16 protein-coding genes and 1 pseudogene are annotated in these 26763 nt (G+C 52.4%); 6 read left to right on the forward strand and 11 right to left on the reverse strand.

Translation table 11 applies throughout. The features are described 5' to 3' along the window. Positions 1 to 289: 289 nt before the first annotated feature. On the reverse strand, positions 290 to 2488 hold the full coding sequence (locus Q3F21_RS08090) for a DNA topoisomerase III (RefSeq protein ID WP_340251146.1): 2199 nt from the start codon (positions 2486 to 2488) through the stop codon (positions 290 to 292). 284 nt (positions 2489 to 2772) lie between these two features. On the opposite strand from Q3F21_RS08090, the gene Q3F21_RS08095 reads away from it, so the two are divergent. Beyond that, positions 2773 to 5739: a hybrid sensor histidine kinase/response regulator gene (locus tag Q3F21_RS08095; protein ID WP_340251148.1), complete on the forward strand. Its 2967-nt coding sequence runs from the start codon at positions 2773 to 2775 to the stop codon at positions 5737 to 5739. A 131-nt stretch (positions 5740 to 5870) separates the two neighbouring features. Here Q3F21_RS08095 and Q3F21_RS08100 read toward each other — a convergent pair whose 3' ends face one another. From Q3F21_RS08100 to Q3F21_RS08115, 4 genes are all read right to left on the reverse strand, one after another. Continuing rightward, positions 5871 to 11591, reverse strand: coding sequence for an SdrD B-like domain-containing protein (locus Q3F21_RS08100; protein WP_340251150.1), 5721 nt, complete (start codon positions 11589 to 11591; stop codon positions 5871 to 5873). A 6-nt stretch (positions 11592 to 11597) separates the two neighbouring features. Then, entirely contained in the window at positions 11598 to 12224 is a 627-nt protein-coding gene (locus tag Q3F21_RS08105) for a sortase (protein WP_340251152.1), read from the reverse strand. Between the two features lie 235 nt (positions 12225 to 12459). Continuing rightward, complete coding sequence (locus tag Q3F21_RS08110; protein WP_340251154.1) at positions 12460 to 12822, reverse strand: response regulator; 363 nt, start codon at positions 12820 to 12822, stop codon at positions 12460 to 12462. Between the two features lie 179 nt (positions 12823 to 13001). Beyond that, a complete protein-coding gene (locus Q3F21_RS08115; protein WP_340251302.1) occupies positions 13002 to 14120 on the reverse strand; it encodes a response regulator in 1119 nt (372 codons plus the stop codon). A 491-nt stretch (positions 14121 to 14611) separates the two neighbouring features. Between Q3F21_RS08115 and Q3F21_RS08120 the strand changes: the two genes are divergently transcribed. From Q3F21_RS08120 to Q3F21_RS08140, 5 genes are read left to right on the forward strand one after another with little or no spacing between them, the layout of a single operon-like run. Then, positions 14612 to 16066, forward strand: coding sequence for a polysaccharide deacetylase family protein (locus Q3F21_RS08120; protein WP_340251156.1), 1455 nt, complete (start codon positions 14612 to 14614; stop codon positions 16064 to 16066). A 21-nt stretch (positions 16067 to 16087) separates the two neighbouring features. Then, entirely contained in the window at positions 16088 to 17416 is a 1329-nt protein-coding gene (locus Q3F21_RS08125; protein ID WP_340251158.1) for a nucleotide sugar dehydrogenase, read from the forward strand. A gap of 23 nt (positions 17417 to 17439) precedes the next feature. Continuing rightward, entirely contained in the window at positions 17440 to 19302 is a 1863-nt protein-coding gene (locus Q3F21_RS08130) for a glycosyltransferase family 2 protein (RefSeq protein WP_340251160.1), read from the forward strand. Positions 19303 to 19341: 39 nt separating this feature from the next. Next, complete coding sequence (locus Q3F21_RS08135; RefSeq protein ID WP_340251162.1) at positions 19342 to 21105, forward strand: polysaccharide deacetylase family protein; 1764 nt, start codon at positions 19342 to 19344, stop codon at positions 21103 to 21105. Between the two features lie 39 nt (positions 21106 to 21144). Beyond that, positions 21145 to 22197 (forward strand): glycosyl hydrolase family 18 protein, encoded by a 1053-nt coding sequence (locus Q3F21_RS08140; RefSeq protein ID WP_340251164.1) that lies wholly within the window; start codon positions 21145 to 21147, stop codon positions 22195 to 22197. A gap of 114 nt (positions 22198 to 22311) precedes the next feature. On the opposite strand, the pseudogene Q3F21_RS27420 reads toward Q3F21_RS08140, so the two are convergent. From Q3F21_RS27420 to Q3F21_RS08165, 6 genes and pseudogenes are all read right to left on the reverse strand, one after another. Then, a pseudogene (locus tag Q3F21_RS27420) lies at positions 22312 to 22418 on the reverse strand (SDR family oxidoreductase); the annotation flags it as partial. Then, positions 22419 to 23126 carry a sulfite exporter TauE/SafE family protein gene (locus tag Q3F21_RS08145; RefSeq protein ID WP_340251304.1) on the reverse strand — a complete coding sequence of 236 codons (708 nt, stop codon included), beginning with the start codon at positions 23124 to 23126 and terminating at the stop codon, positions 22419 to 22421. Between the two features lie 48 nt (positions 23127 to 23174). Then, positions 23175 to 23693 (reverse strand): peptide deformylase, encoded by a 519-nt coding sequence (def, locus tag Q3F21_RS08150; RefSeq protein WP_340251166.1) that lies wholly within the window; start codon positions 23691 to 23693, stop codon positions 23175 to 23177. A 2-nt stretch (positions 23694 to 23695) separates the two neighbouring features. Next, positions 23696 to 23938, reverse strand: coding sequence for a helix-turn-helix domain-containing protein (locus Q3F21_RS08155; RefSeq protein ID WP_340251168.1), 243 nt, complete (start codon positions 23936 to 23938; stop codon positions 23696 to 23698). A 1112-nt stretch (positions 23939 to 25050) separates the two neighbouring features. After that, positions 25051 to 25878, reverse strand: a complete 828-nt coding sequence (locus Q3F21_RS08160; protein WP_340251170.1) for an undecaprenyl-diphosphate phosphatase — start codon at positions 25876 to 25878, stop codon at positions 25051 to 25053. Positions 25879 to 26245: 367 nt separating this feature from the next. Further along, the gene (locus tag Q3F21_RS08165) at positions 26246 to 26635 is read right to left on the reverse strand and encodes a BlaI/MecI/CopY family transcriptional regulator (RefSeq protein ID WP_340251173.1); all 390 of its coding nucleotides are present in this window, start codon (positions 26633 to 26635) and stop codon (positions 26246 to 26248) included. Between the last annotated feature and the right edge of the window lie 128 nt (positions 26636 to 26763).

The raw sequence follows: 26763 nt of genomic DNA on the forward strand, positions 1-26763 counted from the left end.
ATGCCCCCATGCAGCAATAGCACAGATAAACATCCCTGCAAAAGCAGGTCTGTCTTTGTCCACGCTATTCCTGTATGGGGGCTTTCTCCACGTCTCAACCCGCGTACAGTCGTATCAAATGATCGGTTACAAGATGATCCTACCAACAGATTGTTAAGCTGGTGTTGAAGAATTATCTAGGTTTTGTTAAGCCTCGTTGCAAACAGGAAAAGTGGCCTCCAGGATACAGGAGGCCACTTCATTGTTACCGATTGCATACGGTTACTGATCACGATTTTTTGCAGGCAGGTCATTTGTCCAGCTTGAGCTTGGCAAGCGCGTCTTTGAGAGCCGTATTCATCATGCCGTCGGCTTCTCTTTCCTGCTCCTTCAAATACTTCGCCACTTCCCGCTTGGACACCTTGGTGTTCTTTTCCTTGCTCCGCCTCTCGTGGAAGGTCGCCAGCTTCTCCCTGTGGCCGCAAACGCAGACAAAGGTCTGCCCTTCTCCCTCGCCCCTCAGCTCCAGCCTTTTGTGGCATTGCGGACATCTCGCGTTCGTCACCTTGGCGATGGTTTTGCGGTGGCCGCATTCCCGATCCTGGCAGACGAGCATCTTTCCTTTTTTCCCGTTTACCTCCAGCATAAACTTACCGCACTCCGGACATTTGCTGCGGGTCAGGTTGTCGTGCCGGAACCTCTTTTCGCTGTTCTTGATTTCCTGAACGACCGTCTTGGCATAGCTCTTCATTTCGCCGATAAACGCGTGCTTGTTGAGCTTGCCTTTGGCGATGGAGCCTAGCTTCAGCTCCCATTGGGCTGTCAGCGTCGGCGATTGCAGATCTTCCGGCACGAGCTCCAGCAGCTGCTTTCCTTTTGAGGTAATAAAGATGTGCTTGCCCTTTTTCTCGATCAGAAAGCTGTTGAACAGCTTCTCAATAATATCGGCGCGCGTCGCAACCGTTCCGAGCCCGCCCGTCTCGCCGATGGTCTGGATCAGCTCTTTCTTTTCGTGAGCCATGTATTTCGCCGGATTTTCCATCGCCGACAAAAGGCTCGCTTCGGTAAAGGGCTCAGGCGGCTTCGTCTCCCCCGTTGTCTGTGCGGCTGAACTGATGCGCAGCCGGTCTCCTTTGGAGATGCTCGGGAGCAGCTGCTCGGCTACACCGTCCTTTGACTCCTCTTCCTCGTAATCGTGATCGTACACTTCTTTCCAGCCCTGAGCCGTGACCCTTTTGCCTTTGGCCGTAAACGAATGACCGCCGATTTTCGCCTGAATCGTTGTCTGCTCGTATTCAAACGGCGGGAACAACACGGCCAAAAAACGTTTTACCACCAGGTCAAAAATCTTTCGCTCCCTGTCGCTCAAGTCTCCCAGAAACACCGTCTGTTCGGTCGGGATAATCGCGTGGTGGTCAGATACCTTGCTGTCATCGACAAAGGACTTGTTCACCTTGACCCCGGACCGCAGCACCTTCGCCGCAAGCTGCGCATACGGCTTGATCTGCACCGCTTTGATCCGGTCCGCCAGTGTCTCGACGATGTCAGAGGACAAATAACGGGAATCGGTGCGCGGATACGTCAGGACCTTGTGGTTTTCATACAGACCTTGCATGATGGAGAGCGTCTCTTTGGCCGAATAGCCGAACAGCTTGTTGGCATCCCGCTGCAATTCGGTCAAATCATAGAGTTGCGGGGCATAGCTCTTTTTCAGCGTTTTCGCAACCTCGACGATCTCCGCCTCCTTCCCCTTGATCTCCTTCAGGATCTTGTCGCACGCATCCTTGGAAAAGGTTCTGGTTTCCTTTGTTTTCAGGTCCTGCCAGACCAGCCGTAGGTTATTCTCGGCGACAGCGGAAATGCCGTAAAAAGGCTTTGGCACAAATCCGCGAATTTCTTCCTCCCGCTTGGCGATGATGGCGAGCGTTGGCGTCTGCACCCGTCCGCAGGAAAGCTGTGCGTTGTGCTTGCAGGTCAAAGCCCGCGTCGCGTTGATGCCTACTACCCAATCCGCTTCCGCACGGGCAGCCGCAGAGGCGTACAGATGCTCGAATTCCTTGCCGTCTTTTAACCGTTGGAAGCCCTCTTTGATCGCTTTATCGGTCACGGACGAAATCCAGAGGCGCTTGAGCGGCTTGCTTACCCTCACCATTTCAATAATCCATCTGGCCACAAGCTCTCCTTCGCGGCCCGCGTCTGTCGCGATTACGATGTCTTTCACGTCTTTGCGCAGCATTTGCTGTTTCACCGCATGAAATTGCTTGCTGCTCTCCCTGATCACGACCAGCCGGAAGGAAGGCGGCAGAATCGGCAAGTCTTCGATCTTCCACGAACTGAACTGCTCGCCGTACGCCTCCGGATCGGCCAGCGTAACGAGGTGGCCCAAGGCCCATGTCACAATGTGCCTGTCTCCCTCGAAAAAGCCGTTTCCTTTTTTATGGCAATGCAGCACTCTCGCTATATCCCGGCCGACGGATGGCTTTTCAGCCAATACCAGCGTTTTGCTCATATCTTGACATCCTTTCTTGAGAAGTAAAGCGGGCCTTCGGACATGCTTGTCGCGATGTTCTTTCCCGTTAGAAAACCCTTCCCCCATCTTAATCAATTTTCTGGCGCTTGAACAATGTTTGCGAGGGAAAAGGGATTGGCCGGATGAGAGAGAATTATTGAGCTATGATGACGAGAAGAAAACTTTTCCTGATTACCATTCTTTTTATTTTTATTCTGACAAATATTCGAATTCTTTGGATTTACCTAAACTTCCCCCCCGATCAGCCTCACGCTGTCCAAGGGGTGCTGGATTTACGTAATTGGGACTTCGCGTCTGCGCGTCCGATTTCTTTGAAGGGCGAGTGGGAGTTTTATCCCGGGCAATTTCTCGCTCGGCACTCCGGTCCGGATACAGCTTTGCAAGGCCAAACCGGGGCATCCAAGAAAATCGTCCAAGTCCCTGGTCACTGGAAGCCTTATCTCACTCCCGACCAGCATTCATCGTTCGGTTACGGGACGTACCGCCTGCGAGTTTTGGTCAATTCTGACCGCCATCAAACGTATGAGATCCGTGTCCAGCGCATCGTTTCCTCCTCCGAACTGTACGTCAACGGCCGCCTGCTTGGACATGCCGGCTACCCGGGCGCGGACGCGGAACAAACCAAAGCGATCAGCGTCCCTTATTCTGCTGTTTTTACGGCGGAAAGCGGCGAGATTGACATCGCCATTCACGCAGCCAATTACTTCAACGGCGTATCAGCGGGAATGGTCGAACCGGTCAAGTTCGGGTCCCAGCAAGCGGTCAATCGGGCCGTGGAGTTTTCCGTCGGAACCCAGGTCGTGGTCATCCTGATTTTGAGCCTGCACATTATTTATGCCTTGATCTTCTTTTTTCTCGGGGTACGGCAAAAGTCGCTCATCTATTTTGCCTTGTTGATGATGTCGGCCATTTTTACGATCGTGCTCGATGATGATCGGCTGCTCCTCCATTGGCTGCCGCTGGAATACGAATGGCACCGGAAGCTGGTTTCGCTTTCCTTTTTGGGAGCCTCTGTGTTTCTCTTTCAATATGTTAAGCACCTCTTTCCGGATTTTGTGGTCTTCCGATTTTCCCGATGGTACCTCGCCGCTGCATTTATCAGTTTGATCCTGAATTTATCAACGTCTACCTTGCACCCTGTGGTCGATTTGTTTAAGGTGCTTGTCGTGCTTATCCCTTTTTTAATCATCCCGGGGATCTTTTTCCAAAGGACCTTGAAGGATGACCCGGATGTCGTTTTTTTATGCCTCGGGGCCATCAGCATCATGCTCAACATAATATGGGGAATTATCAAAGGCAACAGTGCAATTGAGATGGGGTATTACCCGCTTGATATGATCGCAACGGTCATCGCTCTCGCATCCTACTGGTTCAGGCGCTATTTCAGAGCTTCCGCCCAGACGGCGTTGCTTGCCGAGAAGCTGAAAAAGACAGACAAGCTGAAAGACGACTTCCTGGTGAACACCTCGCATGAACTGCGGAATCCGCTGCACGGCATTTTGACGATCGCACAGTCGGTACTTGACAGCGGGAGCATTTCTGACAAGAGCAGCAGGGAAAACATGAAGCTGCTTATTTCTGTCGGCAGGCGAATGTCCTTGATGCTCAACGACTTGATTGATTTGAATCGTCTCAAAGAGGGGCGTATTCAGCTGCAGATTGCAAACGTTCAGGTGCAAGCCGTTGCCTCCGGCGTGCTGGATATGGTTCGTTTTCTCACGGAAGGCAAGCCTGTGCGGCTGGTCAATCAGATTCCCGACAACCTGCCCGGTGTCATGGCTGACGAACACCGGCTGATCCAAATTTTGTTCAACCTGCTGCACAATGCGGTGAAGTATACGCGCGAAGGGGACATCGTCGTCAAGGCGCAGGCAAAAGCGGGAAAAGCCTTCATTATGGTATCCGATACCGGAGACGGAATGGACAAAGAGGCGCAGCAGAGAATTTTCCAGCCTTACGAACAGGGAAGTGCCGGGATGGAAGGCGGCGGGTTCGGACTGGGCTTGAGCATCTGCAAGCAATTGGTTGAGCTGCATGGCGGCACTATTGAGGTAAGTTCGGCCCCCGGGAAAGGCTCTACGTTTACCTTTAGCTTGCCGCTGGCTGATCCATCTCGTCTTCCGGCCGGCACCGGTACGGAAATGACCGCATCTGCTTCCGTCACCCGCCTGGAAACAGCCGTATCCGTTTCCGAGCTGCCCGCGGTCCCGGTCGCGGTGAAGCCAAAGTCCGTCACGGCAACGGGAAGCGCCCGCATCTTGGCCGTCGACGATGATCCGGTAAACAGCAATGCACTCGTAAACATTTTGTCGTTCGATAACTACGAAATCGTCACGGCTGCCAGCGCCAAGGAAGCGTTGGCCATTTTGAACGAAAGCGAGTGGGACTTGGTTATCACGGACGTGATGATGCCGCAGATGTCCGGATATGAACTGACGGCAGCCATTCGCGAGCGGTTTTCCATTTCAGAGCTGCCCATCCTGGTCTTGACCGCACGCAATCGCCCCGAAGATATAGAAGCGGGATTCCTCTCCGGCGCGAACGATTACGTCACAAAACCAGTCGATGCGATGGAATTGAGATCCCGGGTAGGGGCCTTGACCGAGCTGAAAAACTCCGTTAGCGAACGATTGCGTCTGGAAGCGGCATGGCTCCAGGCACAGATTCAGCCCCACTTTTTGTTTAATACCCTGAACACCATTGCCGCCCTCAGCGATATCGATTCTGGGCGAATGACCGCACTGCTCGAAGAGCTCGGACAATATTTGCGGGCCAGCTTCGATTTCAACAATTCAAAGAAACTGGTGCCGCTTGAGCATGAGCTTGCTTTTGTCCGCTCGTACCTGTTTATCGAAAAGCAACGCCATGACGACAGGCTGCACGTCGTCTGGGAAGTGGACGACAACATCGAGGTGCAAATCCCGCCCCTTTCCATCCAGCCTCTTGTAGAAAATGCGATCAGACATGGCCTCATGAAGCGGGCAAGAGGAGGAAAAATCCACATCCGGGTTACCGACTGCATCGAGTACGTGGACATATCTGTCATCGATGATGGCGTAGGCATGGATGACCACACTCTGAAAAACGTGCTCGAAGGTCAATCAGAGGAAACAGGGGGCATCGGACTGATCAATACGAACCGGCGATTGAAACAAATTTACGGGAAAGGTCTGCATATCGAGAGCATTCCTGGTCGAGGCACCTCCATTACCTTTTCCGTTAAAAAGTAAGACATTGTTCTGCCTATAGGAACGGTTGCCGGGACAAAAAAAGGCTAGCCAGCGGTTCTGAGCCGCAGCTAGCCTTGCTTCATTTGTTTTCCACCCCGTCCGAATGATCCGGAAAGGGGCGGAAGCAACGTTTATAATTTTTGGCGCAACCGGTACAGTACTCCCGCTATCAGGAAGAAGGCGGCTCCTATGAACGGCAAGAACGACATCGACTCGCCTGTTTTCGGAAGCGTCTTTCCTGTGTCATCCTCAATTGGGGATGAAGGAGGCGTTTGCGTGTCGGGATTCAAGGCCCCAGCCCCTGATGGAATATCGCCGGGGTCAATTGTTTCCAGATCTTCGGTTGCCGGAGCATCCGGTGCTCCAGAGCCAGGCTGGCCGGTTCCTGGGGTCGGGGTGACGTTCCCTCCGCCGGGATTACCTGTTCCCGGTTGTCCCGGGGTACCTGGGTTGCCCGGGTTGCCTGGATTGCCGGGGTTGCCCGGATTGCCGGGGTTATCCGGTTTGTCTGGTTTTTCCGGTTTGTCAGGTTTTTCCGGTTTCTCCGGCTTATCTGGTTTAGACACCAGACCTGCGTCGATGCTCAAATTTTCCTCTTCCTGCCCCAGCTTGATCCGTTTTGTCCAGCCGTCCGTATCGGCATCTGAGTCGATATTCTCGTCAGATCCGACTCCCCTCTCGGTGAAGGAGTATCCGTCCGGCAAAATGAACCGGATCTGGTAGGTACCCGCATTCAGACGGTCAAACTCGTAATACCCTGTTTTGCCGTTGACGCTTGCTGTAACCGTATGATCGAGCTGCTTTCCGTTGTCGTCGTACAGCTCAACCTTGACGCCGTTTATCCCGGGCTCATCCTCATCCTGAAGGCCGTTTTTATTTTTGTCGATCCAGACCGTATCGCCCAGCTTCGCTTTCCTGCTGTTGCCTTCGGAAGCGTAGACTCCGGCGTCTATGGTCAGATTCGTCTCCCCGGCCCCAAGGATGATCGGCTTTGTCCAGCCTTCTTTGTTTGGGTTTGAATCTTTGCTCCGGTCTTCGCCTTCCTCCGTCAACGTAAACTCGTATCCGTCTGGAAGAAGGAAGCGAATCAGATAGGTGCCGCCCGTCAACTGGTTGAACTCATAGTAGCCGGATCGCCCGTTGACGGTCGCCGTTTGCGTGGTAGCGATCAGCTTCGCCTTTTCGTCAAAGAGCTGGACAGTCACACCGTCAAGGCCGCTTTCGGCTTCGTCCTGAAGGCCGTTTTTGTTTTTGTCGATCCAGACCGTATCGCCCAGCTTCGCTTTCTCGCCGCTGCCAGTGGAAGCGTAGACTCCGGCGTCTATGGTCAGATTCGTCTCCCCGGCCCCAAGGATGATCGGCTTTGTCCAGCCTTCTTCGTTTGCGTTTGAATCCTTGCTCCGGTCTTCGCCTTCCTCCGTCAACGTAAACTTGTATCCGTCTGGAAGAAGGAAGCGAATCAGATAGGTGCCGCCCGTCAGCTGGTTGAACTCATAGTAGCCGGATCGCCCGTTGACGGTCGCCGTTTGCGTAGTAGCGATCAGTGACGCTGTCTCGTCAAAGAGCTGGACGGTTACACCGTCAAGGCCGCTTTCGGCTTCGTCTTGAAGGCCGTTTTTGTTCTCGTCGATCCAGACTGTATCACCCAGCTTTGCTCGCAGAACGGGACCTACCGGAGCACGATAGACTCCCGCGTCAATCGTCAGGTTGGTCTCGCCCGGCTGAAGGGTAACCTCATCGGTCCAGCCCGTCGATTTCGCGTTGGAATCCGCAGCCCTGTCGGAACCTGCTCCAGCAGTGGTGAACACATAGTCTGAAAGCGGAACAAACCGGACTTTATACGTGCCCGCATCCAGTGAATCGAACAGGTAGTAGCCCTTTTTGCCGTCTTTGGTTTGCGTTTTTGTCGTTGCTATCCGTTCGTTTTTGCTGTTGTAGAGCTCGACGGTCATACCGTCCAGACCCGTTTCGCCTGCATCCTGAAGGCCGTTTCGATTGCTGTCGATCCATACGTAGTCGCCTAAAGCGGCAGGCGGCAGTTTCACCAGTCCGGCGTCTACCGTCAGGTTCAGCTCGCCTTGGCCGAGCTTGATCACTTTTGACCAGCCGTCTTTGTCCACGTCGGAATCTTTGCCGCGGTCAGAGCCCTGCTCCTGCTTGCCAAAGCCATAGGCGATCGACGGGGCGATTACCTTGACTTTGTAGTCGCCTGGCGGGAGCTGATCAAACAGGTAATATCCCGGCTTGCCGTCCTTCGTTCTCGTTTTCGCGTTGAACTGCAGCTTGTTTTCGCCGTTATACAGTTCGACAACAACTCCGTCGACTCCGGACTCGTCGTCATCCTGTATCCCGTTGTCGTTGGCATCGAACCAGACGTAGTCGCCGATCGCGCCTTTGTTGGGAATATATCCGGCGTCAATCGTGTGATTCTTTTCATTCTCTGTCAGGGTAATCGGATCGGTTCGGCCCGTAGCGGGATCGGCATCTGAATCCTTTGACGCATCCTGGCCCGCTTTTTTTACGGTCAGCTTCTCATGCTGGAGGGAACTTCCAAAACGAACCATGTACGTGCCCGGATTGAGATTGGGGAACAGGTAGTAGCCCGGGTTTCCATTGAAATCGTCCCCCGTCACCGTCTTCTCCAGCGTGGCTCCTTGCGCGTTCAAGAGTTCCACGACAATCCCGTTGATCCCCTCTTCGCCGTCGTCCTGAATGCCGTTCTCATTTTTGTCAGACCACACATAGTCGCCGATCTCCGCTTTGCCGCTATCATGAATCGTCATTCCAACCTTCGGCGGTTCTGCAGGCAAAAGCGGTTTCCCGGCGGTTGTCTCCGCCATGTATCCAAAGGAGTTCCAGGCTGCTTCCCCGTTCGTCGGAGCACCGACTGGCGCCCGCATCGGCCACTGGAATTCCAGATCATCCGTCGGTTCCAGGATATAGTCCGGGTCAAGAACGAATTTCAGCGCTGTCACCTTTGTAATGTCAGCGGGCGGATGTGGTTCCCAATGACCATTGTCAGCTCCTGTTACTGGATGCATCGTGATGTTGGGCGTGGTGGAATAGTATACCGTTATGTGGTCCGATACACTGACTTCCCCCATCAGAATGGGTCCCCACTGGCTGTTCCGCTTGCCGTTTGTGGAGACGACCCCCGTGTCGCCAATCCGCGGCAGTGTGTTGATCATGACCAGATTTTTTATCGACTCGTTTCCCACATTGGAAATCTTCAACCGGTAGTCGGCGGTGCCGCCCGGCGTTGTCTTCCCTTTGTCCGGATAGCGGGACCAGTCAGCGTCCAGCTCGCCTCGTATCCACATGATCGATTGAACCGTGGCACTGACCACGACCGTGACTTTCGCAGACCGCTCGATTACATATTGATTGTCTGACGGCTTGCAGTCCGGACATTTTTTGTACGTGAAGTTGACATCGTTGAGATAATCGTCATCCGAGGTAAGCTTTAGCTTGTTTTCAATCTCGCCTGGCTTCGTCCCTGCCTTGACATGCGTGCGCAGGACGATTTCGACCGTTTCCCCGGGCTTCAAGCTGCTGCTCTCCCAATGCCATACCAGCTGCTTGCTGCCGTCATCGAGGGTATCCTCGCGGAAAACGGGTTTCGGGAGGCCCTCGGGGGCTTTGGTCAGCTCCCATCCGTCAAGCTCCAGCTCGGCTGGCAACAAGTCTGTCAACCGTGGGTGAGTCAGGTCCGCACTGCCGTATTTCGTGTTTTGCAGCGTGAGGGTGAATACGGCTTCCTCGGTAGGCTGCAAGGATGTTCGGTTTACCTTCTTTTCCAGGTTGACCAATGGCCGAGGTTTGACGACATCAATGGTGGCCGAACTTGTTTCCTCTCTTTGCTTGCCTTCGAATTCATACTGGAGCACAGCCGTATTGGTGATTCTTTTGGCTTCCTCATCAGCTATGGGGAGATTTTCGGGAACGCGGTAGGTCATGACGAATGCTTTCGCCTGGACAAAATTGATCGGAAGGTTGGCGAAACGGTACTGAACCCCCTTGATGACTTTGCCAGGTACCACCTCACCCGCTACCAGCTTCTCCGATTTGGAGGCCGAAACTCCCAGCTTCAGAGGCACCCAGTCAGCGTCTTCTGCCGGGGTTTCCTTCTCCGTGTAGTAGATGTCATACTTTTCAATGCCGGAGAAGGTGGCGGTTTCCAGTTCTTCCAAAACAAACTCAATGTCGATATCTTCTTTCCCGGCAATCGAAGAGCTGGCCTTTGTCGGGGTCATATCGGTGATGACCGCTTTGGGAATGGTCTTGTTTGACCTGTTATCAAGGCCTTCGATCGTAAAGGAAACGGTTTGGTTGGGCGATACTTCTTTGTTGTACCAAAAATGATTTTTGCGAATGGAAGCTCCAAAGTCATCCGGATTGGTGTGGAATCCGTGCTCGACGGTGGCCTCAAGGGTGAGCTCATCCTGCTCCAAAGGCGTAAACGTCGCGGTTACTGTGTTCTTGACCGTGTCTTCTTTCAGGTCTTCCGGATATTTCACCTTCACTTTAAACTTCTTGATCCCTCTGGCTCCGTCATCGAGCTTCCAGCTTATCGTATGCTTTTCGGCATTGTACTCTCCCTTAGGCGAGGATGCCGAAGGATCAGAATCGTCATACACAGCTCCCGGCGGCAGCGTATCTACGATCGTAATGTTTTTGATATCGAGCCTGCCGGTGGAAGAAGAACCCTTCTCGGAGAACACGATTTCATACTCGACTTCCGACCCTTTCAGCGGATCAGGCAGTGGGCGGATCTTCTTTTTGGTCAGCTCCCACTCGGCTTTTGCGTTGGCAGTAACCGTAACTTCGTTGGAAGGCAGTTCTTTCGGAACATCCTCAACCGTCGTTTCAAACGTGCATTGCGCTGTTGTAGATGTCCCGTTCGGCGTAGTGTAGTTGGGGTATTTGGCCTGAACGGTCAGCAAGCCGGAGGAGCCTGCCGGGAGCGTGTCATTGAGAAAGGTGAAGGTCACTGTGTTTTTCTCTTTGTCAAAGCTTCCTTCCGAAATTTCGTTATCGACCAGATCGACAAACTGGACGCCCTCTGGCAGCGGAAACACGATTTTGGGAGATTCAAACTCGAGCTTTGACGTACTCGACACGCTGTATCTGATCGTATACTCAAACGTCTCTCCGGAATCCACATTTTCCTTGCTGGCCTCAAGATCGAGTACAATCAGTTCGTCAATTTCTCCAGGGGGTGGTGGTGTGACGGGTGGTGTGACTGGCGGTGTGACGGGTGGCGTAACAGGCGGAGTGCCGGGCGTTCCTCCATTCGTTGGCGGAGTGCCGGGCGTTTCCCCATTCGTTGGCGGAGTGCCGGGCGTTTCTCCGTTCGCTGGCGGAGTGCCGGGCGTTTCCCCATTTGTTGGCGGAGTGCCGGGCGTTTCTCCGTTCGCTGGCGGAGTGCCGGGCGTTTCCCCGTTTGTTGGCGGAGTGCCGGGCGTTTCTCCGTTCGCTGGCGGAGTGCCGGGCGTTTCCCCATTCGCTGGCGGAGTGCCGGGCGTTTCCCCATTCGCTGGCGGAGTGCCGGGCGTTTCTCCGTTCGTTGGCGGAGTGCCAGGCGTTTCCCCATTCGTTGGCGGAGTGCCGGGCGTTTCCCCATTCGTTGGCGGAGTGCCGGGCGTTTCCCCATTCGCCGGCGGGGTCTCGGGCGTTTCGCCATTCGCTGGCGGAGTATCGAGGCTGACTCCATCCCCTGCTGCTGACGGGTCACCTGTATCCGCCTGCAATACTCTCACCGTTTCTGCGTGGACAATCGCGTGTGGCAGGGTCATTTGCACGAGAAGCAAAAAAACGAACAGAATCACGTGCAGCCTCTTCCCGATCTTCATGTACTGCTAATTCCCTCCATTCTTCAACGTTCCTTTTACAATCAATCGATGGGTCGGATTGCGAGGAGGATCACAAGTGATTAAGGTGATTTCCGACTTTTTCCGGCTATTGTCAAGCACCTCGATGTCCTCGGGTTTTACCAGAAAAGTATCGGTGACAGTATACTCGTAGCTGCCATTGCCGGATTCGATGCGGATGAGATCGCCCTCTTTGAGCTCATTCAGCCGGCTGAACTGCTTCCCGTACGTCCAGCTCCTGTGGCCGGCAAGCACATAGTTGTTCGCTCCACCTGGTTTGCGGTCCGGCTCCACCACACCGATGCCAAGCCGAAGCTGCTTATCTTCGGAACCTGGCAGGATGGGCTCTTCCAAACCGATTTTGTCAATGCTGATCAAGCCCAGCACCCCGTTGTCACTTTTTTTCTCAGCAGAGACAGAAGCTTGGGCGATGGAGGGATTCGAGCCAGACTGGGTCGCGAGCTGGTTCTTATAAAGCTTCCATTCATTCAGCAGCCGCGTCTGTTCTTTCTCCTGCAACCACCTGTCCACGTAGGGATAGAGAATCAACACGATGCCCGAACACAACAGCAACCAAATCAAAACTGTCACTACGGCTTTTGTTGCAACCGGCAATCCAATAGCACTGCCCTCCTTTCCTGCTTTCTCGAGGTTGTTTCACCGCGGCATTCGACTGGCAAATCGGCCGTTTGTTCAGTCGAAATTCGCGTAGATTTGAGTATAAAAAAACGATCTGAACAATTTCTGAACCTATTTCTACCATAAATGTATGCTATTGTAATTCCAAAAAAGAACCCCTCTCGAATTTAAGAGGGATTCTCTGTCTCCTTTCCGGAGCTCTCATTCTCGCTTACATTCCCATCACTTTGCGGACAGACCATTCCATCCGTTCTCTCTGCACTGGCTTTGCGATGAAATCGCTGGCTCCTGCCTGGATGGCCTTCAAGACAATTTCTCGCTGCACGAACGCTGAACAAATTATGATCTTGGCATCGCGGTCGATCTCCATGATCTTTTTTACTGCGCTTAGCCCATCCATCTCAGGCATGGAAATGTCCATCACCACCAGCGATGGCCGAAACATGCGATACTTTTTCACGGCTTCTTGCCCCGTCTCCGCTTCGGCCACTACTTGAAAGCCCAGCGATTCAAATATATTCCACATCATAAACCGCATTAACACAACATCATCGACAATCATAATGCTTTTCATTCCATACCTGTTTCTCCTATCGTATTTACACGCCTCTTTCTCCTCTGGCGACAAAAGCCCGTTCCTTTGTCTTTCGTCCCTACTGGATACTACAGAACCGACCTAAACAAATTCTGAACAAATGCGGCTCCCGGAAAAAAAGAAGCCGAGACAGGCACCTGGCCTTCCCGACTTGCTGCTTACTTTCGACTCTTCCATTGTCGATACCATTCTTTTATATGCGGGGGCGCCGCCGCTTCAAATTCATCGCGCAGCATCTCTGTCAAACTGTTGTACTGTCCTGCCACCGCTTCACGGTCTCCCAGCATATCGTAAAGCTTCATTAAAGAAAAGTATAGCTCCTCTACGTGGGGATAGAATTGTTGAATGCGAAGATAGAGGACGATCGCTTTGGAATACTCGCCGTTCATGACGAGAAAGCTACCGACCTGGGTAGCGAGGTTGTACCAGTCCATTCGCAGCCGCTGACGTTCACTTTCCGCCCACAAGTAATCGTATTCCGCAAAATAGTCGCCTCTGTAAAGCTCAAGCAGCCGCATATATTCTCCTACGCTCTTGTCGGTGAGCGGAGGCAAATGGCGCAGCCCGTTTTCCCATTCATCGACATCGAGGCTGACGTTGTTCATCTCCAATAAATATCCATCATCACAGTTGATAATCTTGATACCGATCCGGAGCTGATCCAACGTTTTCCGTATTTGATACACCGTTGTGTACAGCTGCGCGTAGCCCTTCTTCCAGTCCACCTCTTCCCAGAACAAGTCCAACAGCAGGTCTTTTCGGACTGGCTGGCCGCGGCGATGAAGAAAGTAAGCAAACAATTCCTGCGCCTTGGTCGTCCGCCAGCGAATGGTCTGAAGACCACGGTTTTCCGACAGCTCGACTTGAAGAGTTTGAAAACAGCGTATATACTGCATGGAGCTTGCCGGACCGCGGTCATCCTTGACCTCTTTTTCCTTTTGTATCCGCATCAATGTTTTTTGCAATCGCTCTTTCTGAACAGGCTTCAACAAGTAATCGAGCGCATTCAATTCAAATGCTTTGACGGCATAATCCCCGAAAGCAGTGACAAAGACAATATCGATTTCAGGCAGAAGACGCAGAATTTGCTCTGCCGTCTCGATACCGTTCATCTCCGGCATCTCTACATCCAGAAACACAAGGTCTGGCCTTGCTTCCTGAATCACCTCAAGAGCTTCCCTGGGGTTTTGAAATTTCCCGACAAGCTGCAGGCCTTCTATATTTTGAAGCATGTTTTCCAAGTACCGGAGCGCCATCCGTTCATCATCGACCAACATCACCCTCACGTTCTCCACTCCTACTCCTATTCTTCTCCTGTCATTTTTAGGAAAGCGCAATTCTAGGGAAGTTCCCATATGTGGATCGCTTTGAATGGACATCCCCCGTCCGTAAAGCTGCTTCATTCGACGCTCTACATTTTTTAGGCCAACTCTATCGGTTGCCTTTGTCTGAGAAAATAGCCTGTCCTTCAGGCGTAAAACCTGCATCCTCATCCGGCGCAGCGCCGGTGCTTCTCTTCATGATACCGTGTTATTGAGCATTTTCAATGATCGGTTGGATGGCAACGGACAGAAATCAAGAAGTTTTCTTTGTTGTATTCTCCTCTTTTTCACCAATTCCCTTCATTTAGCGCACTCCTACCAAGGCATCTGCTGCCCATGTATAGAATTTGTACAGAACCACTCGTTAGAATGTATCGTTGTCCCTCAAAACCAATGCATCGTAACCCGACATTATAGACAGTAGCGCTTACGAAAGGAGCAGAAATATGGGAAAACATCGCAAGTCAGCGGGACCAAAACTGTTTACCCGTACACTCGTTATGCTGATGGCACTTGTTTTGATGACCGGCTGCCAATTTTCCAATGGCGATTCCGCGGAAAATGTTCCAGAGACAAGCTCCCCCAAGGAGAAGATTGTTCCCTATACAGGCGAAAAAAGCAAGGCCATTTCCTTTGTGTACACTGCCAGAAAGGAACTGTCCCTGACTTTTAACGGAATGGGTGACGCCAAAACGATGCGCCGCCTCCTGGACGAATTGGACAGGTTCCAGATCAAGGCCACGTTTTTTCTTCCGGGCATGAGGGTGGCAGAAGAGCCTGACATCGCCAGGGACATTTTGGCCAGAGGCCATGAGATCGAGAATAACACATTGAACCGATTGGACGTGACCAAGCTCGGCTACGAACAGATCTACAAAGAAATTCAGTTGGCCAATGAGGTCATCGAGAAGGAAACGGGCGTGAAACCCCGCTACGTAAGAACGAAATCCGGCGATTACAATGACGATGTTCGGCTGGCGGCCGCTCACCTGGGCATGGATGCCGTCATCCAATACAACATCAACCCGAAGGACTGGGACATGAAGGATGCCCAGGCGATCGGCCACTATGTGGAACGGTACATATCCCGAGGCGGCATTATTTCATTAAATACCGACAAAAATCCGGAAGTGATTCCCGCTATTGCTCTGATTGCCAAAGCGGCCAAGGAAATCGATTACAAGCTGATCCCGCTGAACGAACTGATAAAAAATGGCGGGCAGCGAAAGCCGCTGGAACAAATACCGGGGTATGACAAAGCCCAGATCAACGTGAATGCGAAAAACCCGGTCTACAAGCTCGTTTACAACGTCGACACAAACAAAAAGCAGGTGGCTTTGACCTTCGATGATTGGGGCAGCGACAAGACCGTCTCCAAAATTCTCGACATCCTGGAGGAACATCAGGTTTCCGCGACGTTTTTCCTGCGGGCCAACGGTGTCAAGAACAATCCGAATTTGGCAAGGGCGATCCTCGAGGGCGGACACGATGTAGCCAATCACACCTACAGCCATCCCGTCATCACCGAAATGCCTCCGGACAAGCTTCAGTGGGAAGTCGTGGAAGCCCACAGGGTCATCACGGAAGCGATTCAGCAGCAGCCGACCATGCTGTTCCGGCCCCCGACGGGAGAAATCAACGAACAGGCGGGCAAGGCGGTGGCCTCGGCCGGGTATCCGATCATCGCCATGTACGACGTCACAACGCTGGACTGGGATGTCAAAAACAGCGCCCAAGATATCGTGAACGGGATCATGACCAAGACCAAACCCGGAAGCGTCATCCTGCTCCACATGCTGGACGACATCCATACGATCGAGGCCTTGCCGACCGCGATCGAAGGCCTGAAGAAAAAAGGGTATACCTTTGTCAAAATGGCTGACCTGATTGGCATGAAATGAACGTAAATGGAGATGGGAGACATGGGAGAAGACTTCGGAGTATATGAGCAAATCGCCGACCGGCAGAAAAAAATCGCCGTCGTCGGCCTTGGTTATGTAGGCTTGCCGATCGCAGTCGCTTTTTCCAAACGGGCAGACGTCATCGGTTTTGATATCAATGAACAAAAAATTGCCAGCTACCGCAAGGGCATCGATGTGACCGGAGATTTAGGGGATGCGGCTATTCACACCTGCAGCGTCGAATTTACGTCCGACCCGGACAAGCTGAACGGGATTCCTTTCTTTATTGTAGCGGTTCCTACTCCGATCAAAAGCGGAAATGTCCCGGATCTCGCCTATGTGAAAAGCGCCAGCCGCCTGATCGCGAAAAAGCTTTCGCGGGGGGCCATTGTCGTATTCGAATCGACAGTCTATCCGGGAGTGACGGAAGACGTGTGCATTCCCATCCTGGAAGCGGAATCGGGCTTGCGCTGCGGCCCGGACTTCAAGGTCGGGTATTCCCCGGAACGGATCAATCCCGGAGACAAGGTCAACCGGCTCGAAAACATCGTCAAGATCGTGTCCGGCATCGATGAGGAAACCACAGAGACTGTCGCCAAAGTCTACGAGCTGATTATCGAGGCAGGGGTGTACAAAGCCGAGAGCATCAAGGTTGCCGAGGCGGCCAAAGTAATCGAGAACGCCCAGAGGGATGTGAACATTGCGTTTATGAACGAGCTGTCCATGCTGTTCAACCAGATGGGCATCGATACAAAAGCCGTTCTGCAGGCCGCCGGAACGAAGTGGAACTTTTTGAAGTTTACCCCCGGACTGGTGGGCGGACACTGTATCGGCATTGACCCGTACTATTTAACCTACAAGGCCGAGGATACCGGGTACCATTCCAAAATTATTTTGGCGGCGCGGCACATCAACGACGGGATGGGGACATACGTCGCGCAGCAGATTATCAAAATCCTGGTGCGGATGAAGCTGGATTTCAAACATGCAAGGATCGGCCTGCTGGGCTTGACCTACAAGGAAAACTGCCCGGATATCCGCAACAGCAAGGTTACCGACATCATCGATGAGCTGGGCGAATACGGAATCACGCCGCTCGTGATCGATCCATGGGCAGACCCTGAGCAGGTGTACGAGGAGTACGGTATCGAACTGTCCGACGTTTCCGCTCTCACAGACTTGAACATGGTGATCGTCGCGGTGCCGCATCGTGAATTTGTTAATATGAACAGAAGCGATTTTGAGAACCTGTACACTCCCGGCCAGGAAACGAAAATCATGGTCGACATCAAGGGTGTGTACAACCGGTCAGACTTCGAAAACAGCGGATTTTATTACTGGAGCTTGTAATCAAAGGATTGGAGACGGCAACAGTGAGGATAAGAAAGAAAAAAGAAATTGTCGAAAAACTTTCCGTGCCGAAAGCGGATCGGCGGACGCTGAACCATGTGCCGGACCCGGATCAGATCCGCGTCACTGCCGATCGCAGAGGGCTCGCGGAATCGCCTGGCGCAAGCGAAAACAGGGACCAGGATTATCTGGACAAGCTGCGGGTGCTGGGCTTGCGCTATCTTGCCGATTTTGACGTGTTCATCGAAGCTCGCGGCGGCGCCGGGAAAACCACGGTCAAAGCCCGGGCTGTCGACATCTCCGCCACAGGTTTGCTGGTGGAGCTGGATGCTGGCGCAAACAGCAGCGTAAAGGTCGGGGATACGGTCAGGATGCGCTTCGAAATTCCGGCGGGCACGATGCCGGAAGGCTTTGAATCTACGGTCAAAATCGAAGCGGCAGCGGTCCGATCGGAGACAGGAGAGCAGGAAGGCCAAAAACAGATGGTGGCCTTTCAATTTGCGAAGCCGCTGACAGAGTACTTTCAGAGAAAAAGGTGGGGGTATTCCGTTTACATGGGCAGCAGCATGCTGTTTGTCACAGTCGCCTTCATCATGCTCATGCGCGCGGAAAGCTTCATTTACTTCAAATACAACATGTTCCTGTATCTGTACAGTCTTGCCGCAGCCGTGTTTTTGCTGACCCGTTATCTTTTCGGCGCGCTCTACCGGGATGTGCCCATCAATCCTGACTATACGCCAGGCGTATCCATCATCATTCCCTGCTTCAACGAGGAACAGTGGATTCGCCGAACGATCATCAGCTGCATGAACCAGGACTATCCGATCGACAAGCTTGAGGTGATCGTCGTCGATGACCGGTCGACGGACAGATCGGTCGAGGAGATTCAAAAAGCGATCGATATGATCCACAGTATGGCCGAACGTTTCGCCACCCGCGAGCGGCTGAAAATGGTCGTTTTGCCCGAAAACGGAGGCAAACGGGAGGCCCTGGTAAAAGGCGTGCAAATGGCCAAGCACGATCTGGTCGTCTTTGTCGATTCCGACAGCTTCCTCGAGCCTACGGCGATCAAGCATCTGGTGCAGCCCTTCCAGGATCCGCAAATGGGCGGCGTTGCCGGCCGTACCGATGTCGAAAACAAGTTCACTAACTCCATCACCAAACTCCAGAGTGTCCGGTACTACATTGCTTTTCGCGTCATCAAAGCGGCCGAGTCCTGGTTTGACAGCGTGACCTGCTTGTCTGGCCCGTTGTCCTGCTACCGAAAGGAATTGGTGCTCGAGCATGCCGACGCGTGGCTGAACCAGAAATTTCTCGGTCAGCCGGCTACCTTCGGCGACGACCGGAGCATGACGAATTTTATTTTGAAAACCCATCGTACCGGCTATCAGGATTCAGCCATCTGCTCGACCATCGTTCCATCGAAAATGGACGTTTTCCTGAAGCAGCAGATGCGCTGGAAGCGCTCATGGCTGCGTGAATCGCTCAGGGCCGCGACGTTTATTTGGCGAAAGGAACCGTTCATGTCGCTGTTCTTTTACATTGGCCTGATCGTTCCCATCGCCGCTCCGATTGTCGTGCTGTACAACCTGGTCTACGTCCCTCTCGTTTATCAGATCTTCCCGGGAACCTTCTTGATGGGGCTTTTGCTGATGGCCATGCTGATGAGTCTGGCCCATCTGATGTTCCGCAAGAGCAAGCTGTGGGTATTCGGATTTGTCTTCTGCCTGTTCTACGAGTTTGTGCTGCTCTGGCAAATGCCTGTCGCTTGGGTAACCTTCTGGAAGTCGACTTGGGGCACAAGGGAAACGCCCCAGGATGTCGAGGCCAGAGCGAAAAAAGAAATGCGGAAAAAGAATAAAAAGAGAATCGGGTTGCCGTTCTGATGCAATCGCCGAATGATTCTTGGAGTGAGGATAGCTGAAATGACGCAAGGAAAACAGAGCGCAGTCCTTGATTATCGCAAGAAAAACCGCGTGAAAATGACGAAAACGATCGTGCAGCTCGTCCTGTTGCTGGCCGTGGCCCTTTTGCTTTACCAGACCATCTTTGACGTCCGAAAATACGCCGAACCGGACAAGTCCACATGGAACAACAAGAGCGGCTTTATCGCCCTGTCTTACTTCGGCGTCGGCCGCTCGGGCACGCCCAAGCTCGTCGCCAAAAAGCAGCTGGACGAGCACCTGAAGGCACTCTACGATCAGGGATATGTCACCATTTCGCAGCAGGATATTCTCGATTTCTATACGAAAGGGAAGCCGTTGCCACAGAAAGCGCTGTTCCTCTCTTTCGAGGACGGACGGAACGACTCCAGCCTGTTTGCCCAGCCGCTCCTCGAAAAGTACAATTACAAGGCAACCTTTCTCTCCTATGCGAACAAGATGGGCAACAGCGATCATAAATTCCTGCAGCCCAAGGACATGCTGAAAATGAGGAAAACCGGCTATTGGGAGCTGGGCACAAATGGCTACCGGCTGACCTACATCAACATTTTTGACAAACAGGGCCGCTATATCGGAATGAAAGACGAGAATGAGCTCCCAAGCAAGGAAAACGTTGAGTTTTACAACCACTACCTGATGGACTTTATCCGGGATGAAAACATGATCCCGGTGGAAAACCGCACCGAAATGGAAAAGCGGATCAATCATGACTACAAGGCGATGAAGGATATTTACAATAGCAGCCTCGGCTTTGTCCCGCAGGTCTACATGATCATGCACGCGAATGTTTTGTACGAGGGAATGAATCCGCTCGTGTCCAATGCGAACTCGGAAAATATCAAGCAGCTTTTCAAGATGCATTTCAACCGGGAAGGAATTGCGTTCAATGATAGTAAAAGAAGCTTGTACGACCTGACGAGAGTGCAGCCCGCACCTTTTTGGTACACGAATCATTTGTTGATGAAAATTCAGAAGGACACCGGGCAGAAAATGAAGTTCGTCTCCGGTGACGAGGAGCATCTCGATAAGTGGCGTCGAATCAGCGGAGCGGCTGAATTTATCGGCAACCGGATTGCCCTTACCTCGCCGCCTGCCGGGACCGGCATGCTCTACCTGGAAGGCAGCGACGGCCTGGGGGATGTCGGGGTTGCCGCCAGGGTAGCGGGGAATGTGGTCGGCAAGCAGATGTTCTACATTCGCTATGACCGTGTGAAGGATTCGTTTATCCGTGTTACGATAGAGAATAACGAGGTTCATGTCGACCAGAAGAAACCGGGCCATGACGTTCAACAAGTTTTTACCCAGGAGTTGAGCGAAATCGAGTGGAAACCGGAGGACCTGTCCTTTGACAAAGCTACCGTCTACTCCAAGGAGCAAACGGCAGCCGGCGCACCGGATGAACCAAAGTATCCAGTCAACATCAAACATACAAGAGACGTCGAGATTTTGGTGCAGGAAAACAAATGGAAGCTCGCCATTGATGGCCAAACGCTGTTGGACAACCAGGAAATTGACAGCGCCATCGGAAACGGCGGAGTGGCGCTGGCTTCTGAATACAGCAAGCAGAATAAAAAGGACGACATTTACGACGGCGTGTTCGATGACGTTCACATCGTTTCCCCCGGGAAGAAAGGCAGCTCTTCCGCTGTCTTGTTCAGCAACAAGTATACCGGTTTCCAAGGAGTCGTTCACTATGTTGAAAAAGCGATTAACTCTTCTATCGATTGGGCCATCGAGACCTTCTGAATTCGCTGGGGCGGGGACGAGCGCCGAGGGGGAGCACAAGTGAATCTGACAAGCAAGCATGCAGCCGCGATCATCGCATTGATCATTGTCCTTTTGGCAGTCCTCGTCTTTGTGATGAAATGCACCGGTTCAAAGCAGCCTGACCCAAATCAGCATCATGTCGAGCTGTCGGCCTGGATCGCCGACTGGCAATGGAGAGACGGCCTGGAGGATTTCAGGCAAATCACAGAGGGCCTCACCAGCGTGCAGGCATTCGCGGTTTACTTTGACCACAAGGACAAGCTTCACTTTACGGAGGAAATTCGCAAGGCGCTGCCGAAAATCATGGAAGCGTCCAAGCAAAGCAGCCTGGTGCATGTAGACCTGACAATCGTAAACGACGTGCTCTCCGGGGATGGCTCATCGGTTCAGAAAGACCCTGAATTGCTGACCAGGCTGATGGCCACAAAGGAGAGCCGCCAACAGCATATCGACGACATCCTCGCTGCCGTTGCCGAGTACGATGTTCACGGAGTGGAGATCGATTACGAGAATATCCGGAGCGAGGATTGGGACAATGTGCTCTCGTTTTATACAGAGCTCTATGGGCGGCTCCGCGCTTTGGAAAAGCCGCTGCGGATCGTACTGGAGCCGCGGGCTCCTATCGACAAGCTCAAGCTGCCGGAAGGCCCCGTCTACGTCATGATGGCGTACAACCTTTTCGGCAATCACAGCGGGCCCGGCCCGAAAGCCGACCACGCCTTTATCGCCGATCTGGCCCGCCGGATGGACAAGCTTCCCGGCGAGCCCTTTATCGCCCTGGCTGCCGGAGGATTTGACTGGGCGGAAACAGGCGAGGTTACTTCGGTTACCGAAAAACAGGCAGCAGAGCTGTCGCAATTGAGCAGAGAAGCCCCCCAGCGCGACTCTGGAAGCGGCAGTCTCTCCTTCCACTATACCGACGATCAGAACGTCAAGCATACAGTCTGGTATGCCGACCATGTCACCCTCACCCAGTGGATCGACGATGCGCGTCAGGCCGGATATGAGAAAATCGCCCTGTGGCGGCTCGGCGGCCTGGAGCTGGAAACGTTGAAGGAACTGAATCGATAGCGGCTCGTGCTGTTGCCGCTTACGTACGGACGCCCCAAAACAAAACCAGACGGCCCTGGTGCTCCAGCCGTCTGGTTTTGTTTTTTGTATGGCAACAGTCGTCTCGACCGCGTTCTATCTGGCCATCCAGCCGCCATCGACCACAAGCACATGGCCGCTGACATAATCGGACGCTTTGGATGCGAGGAACAGAGCCCTCCGACGAGATCGTCCGGCTTTCCTCAGTGACCTGCCATGATACTGCTCCACCCTTCAAACAGCATATAGACCCCGGTGAATAGCAAGATGACATATGTAAAAATACGAAAGAGCTTTTGGTTAATCCTCTTGAACAAAATCTGGCCCAGAAATAGGCCCAAAAATACGAGCGGCAGCGCATAACCGCTGGAAATCCAGATTGTTTTCGTCGTTCCGGCAAAGATGATTTGGACGAGCAAACTAATCGAATAGATGAACAAATAGAAAGCTAACGTCGTGCCTCTCAGTTTTTCTTTTTGCGTGTCTGTTCCTGAAAAGTATAGAAGCAGCGGCGGTCCAGGCATACCTATACTTGTCGTGAGTATCCCCGATAATCCTCCAACCACGTAATCCCTGGCCTCGGTTTGGTTCATGCGAAATTTTAGAAGCAACAAGACGGTTAGCAGCAGGATGACGATGCTGATACCAAGCTTTAACATATCGATGTCTGCCGTTAAGAAGATGATGATCCCTACCGGCAATCCGACCGCGCTGCCAACTACAAATCTTTTTAAAATCCCTGCATCAATGTCCTTTTTTATTTTCGTGATGAGTGCTCCGGAGATAATAAGCGACAAGAGCAGATTTATTTGAACGGCTTCTTTTGGTTCAAATAACAAGAGCAGAAACGGAGTCGCCATAAGCGAAAAGCCAAAGCCTGTGCTGGTTTGCAAGACAGAGGCGACCAACATGATCGCGGTAAATAGCAGTACCGTAACCGTGACAGACACACCTCCCCGCTAACTTCCTTGGTTGGTCAAACGAATAACGTCCATGACAGAAACTTTCCGGTTTGTGGACTCATGGTAAAGCCACTGGTCCCGCACATGGTCCACAAACAAGATTCCGTCCAGGTGGTCCACTTCATGCTGGATACAGCGGGCCAGATACCCCTCGCCCTCCAGGATGAATTCCTCTCCCTGCCTGTTTAGGCTCTTTACGGTCACTCGATCTGCCCTCTTCACATTGCCAAAATAGCCAGGGAAGGACAGGCAAGCTTCAGGGCCAAGCTGCTCGCCGCTCATCGAGACGATTTCGGGATTGATCAGCTCAATCAATCCGTCTCCGCAATCCATGACGACCACTCTTCTCAATATCCCGATCTGCGGCGCCGCCAGACCGGCACGGCCGTCTGTGGCGTACAAGGTTTCAACCATATCATCGAGAAGCTTGAGCGTTGCGGGCGTTATCGGATCGACGGGCTTTGCCTTTTTGCGCAAAACGGGCTCGCCGAACGGCAAAATACGTTTAACGGCCATGGTTACGCTCCTTCCTCCTGCTTGGGCGGTGTATGCACCCAGAGATCGCTTGGCGTGCATTCCAAAGCTGTGCACAATGCGTCCAGCGTGTCCGCTTTCATCTGTTTTGGCTGACCGGTCAGCAAGGCGCTGATAGAGGCCGCCGACAGACTGTACCCCGCTTTTTCCTTCAAGAGCCGAGCCAGAGCAGCCCCCGTCCAGATTCCTCTTTCCGCCATGACTTTGCGCAGCATCCATACTAGCATTGTGATCGCTCCTTCACGGAAATTCCAGCATCAACCGGCAGCTAAAAATATAAGGTGGTGCCTATTTTATTTAGGTGTAACCTACTATATCATATAGAAATGCCCAGTCAAGCCGTTTTGCCCTTTGTAGAACAAAATCGACAGTCGCCACTTTCGCCGAAAGAGAGACGTTCCCATCTCCAGTAACCTCCTTTATCTATGAAAACGGCTTACATGATCAGGATGCTAGTTTACCCCCCGCGCAGACTCTCGAAATGGCGGAACGGGTTGATAAATGGACTTGGGTATAGCAAATCTCTTCATTCGCGTTTGACCATTCCGCCAACACGCCTTTTGGATACCGGAGGTAGTCATTGTCGTTTTAAGAATGGGCGTTATTCGGGCTTTGGGTGGAGGAGATGAAACAGGAGAAAAACGCTCCAGGTTCGGTGGGACACTTGCCGGGGGCATCTTTTGTCCGGCTTCATTCCAAAAGTGGAACCGCGTCCAAAAGCAGCGGATTCTGGAGGCTTCTCAGAGGTTGGACGCTAAAAGCGTGTTCCACTTTTGGAATGAAGCCTGGGTATGTGTCCCAAAGACCTTCGCGTTTTTCTCCTGTTTCATCTCTACCGCTTTTGTTTCGTTCGATCATTCTTTAAAAGAATGAAATGCCTTGTATACTGCAAGACAAGAGGTTGTCCTGTTATGAGAATCTTTACAACAAATGAAAAATACGATCAAAAGATGAACGCTTTTCTTCCCGGGATTTCTTAAAAAGAAACCGCGACGACAGAGAAGCATATTTCCAGGCGGAGCGACTAGCGGAGTCCAGCCCAGCGGAACAACGATTCGCGGGAAACAGGAGCGTAACTCTGAATAGGCTTCGGAGCGGCTGCTGCTTTTACGCTCCCCCGCGAATCGTTGTGGAGCGGACAGTCTCAGCTTCCCCTGCGGGACGCAGACCGGAGCGCAGCCTGGAAATATGCTTCTCTCACTGCAGCCACTTTCCTAATCACCAAAAAACAAAGAGGTAAGGACTTAACCCTCCCCAGAACTTATACTTTCTTATACGTGAAAAAAAACGTCTCCTGGTGAAGAGAGACGTTTCCACATGCATTCTCTATAGAACCGCTTTACAGAAACACGAAATAAATGACAGCCGCGAGCACCAGACGGTAGATCGCGAACGGAACCAGCTTGACGCGGTTAATCAGCTTGAGGAAGAAACGGATCGAGATAAGCGCAAAGACGAACGCGCTGATAAATCCCACGATGAAAAACGGAACGGCATCGAAGGTGATGTATTCCCATCTTTTCAAAAGCGACAGGAAGCTCGCTCCTGCCATGATCGGCACTGCCATGATAAACGTAAAATCGGCAGCCGCCCGGTGGCTCATGCCGAGAAGGACACCCCCGGAGATCGTGGACCCGGAACGGGAAAATCCCGGCCACAGCGACAAGCATTGGATCAGCCCGACCATCAGCGCCTGTTTGTAGGTGATCTGGTCGACGGTCACGACCTTCGGACGGCCTGGACGGAACCAGTCCGCCGCAATCATCAGCAGCGCGCCGATGACGAGGCCGATGACGACCGTCTTCGTGGAAAACAGGTATTCATCGATGTAATCGTCAAACAGAACGCCAAAAATCCCGGCAGGAATAAGCCCGATCAAAACTGTCAACAAATTCAGCCGCGGTCCTTGAGCCAACTGTCCGGGCAGCTTTTTGAGCCCGAGCAGGTTCATGAAACGGTCCCACATCAGGACGACGACAGCGAGGATCGAGCCCAATTGAATGACGATTTTGAACGTATTGGCGACTTCCGGGGAAAACAGTTCTTTGGTCTGGAACAAAAAATCGTCGACGATAATCATGTGGCCGGTAGAAGAGACAGGCGCAAACTCGGTGAGTCCCTCAACCAGCCCGAGGATCAGGGCGACAAACGCTTCCCATAAGCTCAATGGATTCACACTCCTGCATGATGAAAACTAGCAGACCCTGCTTCTCTGTATCTCGGGACATAATCGCTGCCTCAATGAATAGCCACTTTATTAAGGTACACGATCGCGGCTGTGAATCCAAGGACAAAAGTTAGTAAAATCATTTGGTGGAGCTATTTTCAAGCGTGTATTTTCTATAAAAATACTGATTTTTCTCTACCAAGCTGTTTGATCTTGGGGAGAGCTTTGGACGGTGTCTGTTCAAACTCCGGCATTGTCGGCTCCGGCCTTTACACGAAAAAAGAAGCCGTACGCGTGCGGTACAGCTTCTTTTTGGTCTGCTCCCTTCTTGAAATCGGTGAGGTCTTCCCGCTGGAAGCAGCGGAGGTCATGATTTTTTGGCAGCGTCCTGCTTTTCCATCAAAATCTTCTGCAGCTGCTCGATCTCCTTTTCGGATAGATGGGCGTCTTCCAGAAAATTGCTTACCATGAGATGAGCAGCCCCGCCGAACACTCTTTTGAGAAAGGACTGGCTTTCGGCTCTGACACATTCTTTTTCCGACACCAAGGGGTAATACTTGTAGCTTCTTCCTTCTTTCTCAAACCCGATAGCTTTTTTCTTCAACAGCCGGTTAATAAACGTGCGGACGGTCTGGTCGCTCCACTCGATCTCGTCCGGCAATTGCAGAGTAATTTGTTCCGCGGTTATCGGGTTGTCCTTCCAGATGATCTTCATGATTTCCCACTCGGATTCCGATATTTTCGGTGTGTTGGCCATATGGTCACCTTGCTTTCTGTTTCATTTACGTTCGTAAGGGGGAATGATCGAATCTGATATTACGTTTGTAAATGAAAATTGTCAAGACGATTTCCCGTGTCCGTTCTTTGGGCAATTTTTCGGGGTAG

The organism is Brevibacillus borstelensis (assembly GCF_037834415.1).
Lineage (GTDB): Bacteria > Bacillota > Bacilli > Brevibacillales > Brevibacillaceae > Brevibacillus > Brevibacillus borstelensis_A.

Coding starts and splice junctions, on each gene's coding strand:
- Q3F21_RS08090 (WP_340251146.1), bottom strand. CDS start 2,488: ATGAGCAAAACGCTGGTATTGGCTGAAAAGCCATCCGTCGGCCGGGAT.
- Q3F21_RS08100 (WP_340251150.1), bottom strand. CDS start 11,591: ATGAAGATCGGGAAGAGGCTGCACGTGATTCTGTTCGTTTTTTTGCTT.
- Q3F21_RS08110 (WP_340251154.1), bottom strand. CDS start 12,822: ATGAAAAGCATTATGATTGTCGATGATGTTGTGTTAATGCGGTTTATG.
- Q3F21_RS08115 (WP_340251302.1), bottom strand. CDS start 14,120: ATGTTGGTCGATGATGAACGGATGGCGCTCCGGTACTTGGAAAACATG.
- Q3F21_RS08120 (WP_340251156.1), top strand. CDS start 14,612: ATGGGAAAACATCGCAAGTCAGCGGGACCAAAACTGTTTACCCGTACA.
- Q3F21_RS08125 (WP_340251158.1), top strand. CDS start 16,088: ATGGGAGAAGACTTCGGAGTATATGAGCAAATCGCCGACCGGCAGAAA.
- Q3F21_RS08135 (WP_340251162.1), top strand. CDS start 19,342: ATGACGCAAGGAAAACAGAGCGCAGTCCTTGATTATCGCAAGAAAAAC.
- Q3F21_RS08145 (WP_340251304.1), bottom strand. CDS start 23,126: ATGTTGGTCGCCTCTGTCTTGCAAACCAGCACAGGCTTTGGCTTTTCG.
- def (WP_340251166.1), bottom strand. CDS start 23,693: ATGGCCGTTAAACGTATTTTGCCGTTCGGCGAGCCCGTTTTGCGCAAA.
- Q3F21_RS08155 (WP_340251168.1), bottom strand. CDS start 23,938: ATGCTAGTATGGATGCTGCGCAAAGTCATGGCGGAAAGAGGAATCTGG.
- Q3F21_RS08165 (WP_340251173.1), bottom strand. CDS start 26,635: ATGGCCAACACACCGAAAATATCGGAATCCGAGTGGGAAATCATGAAG.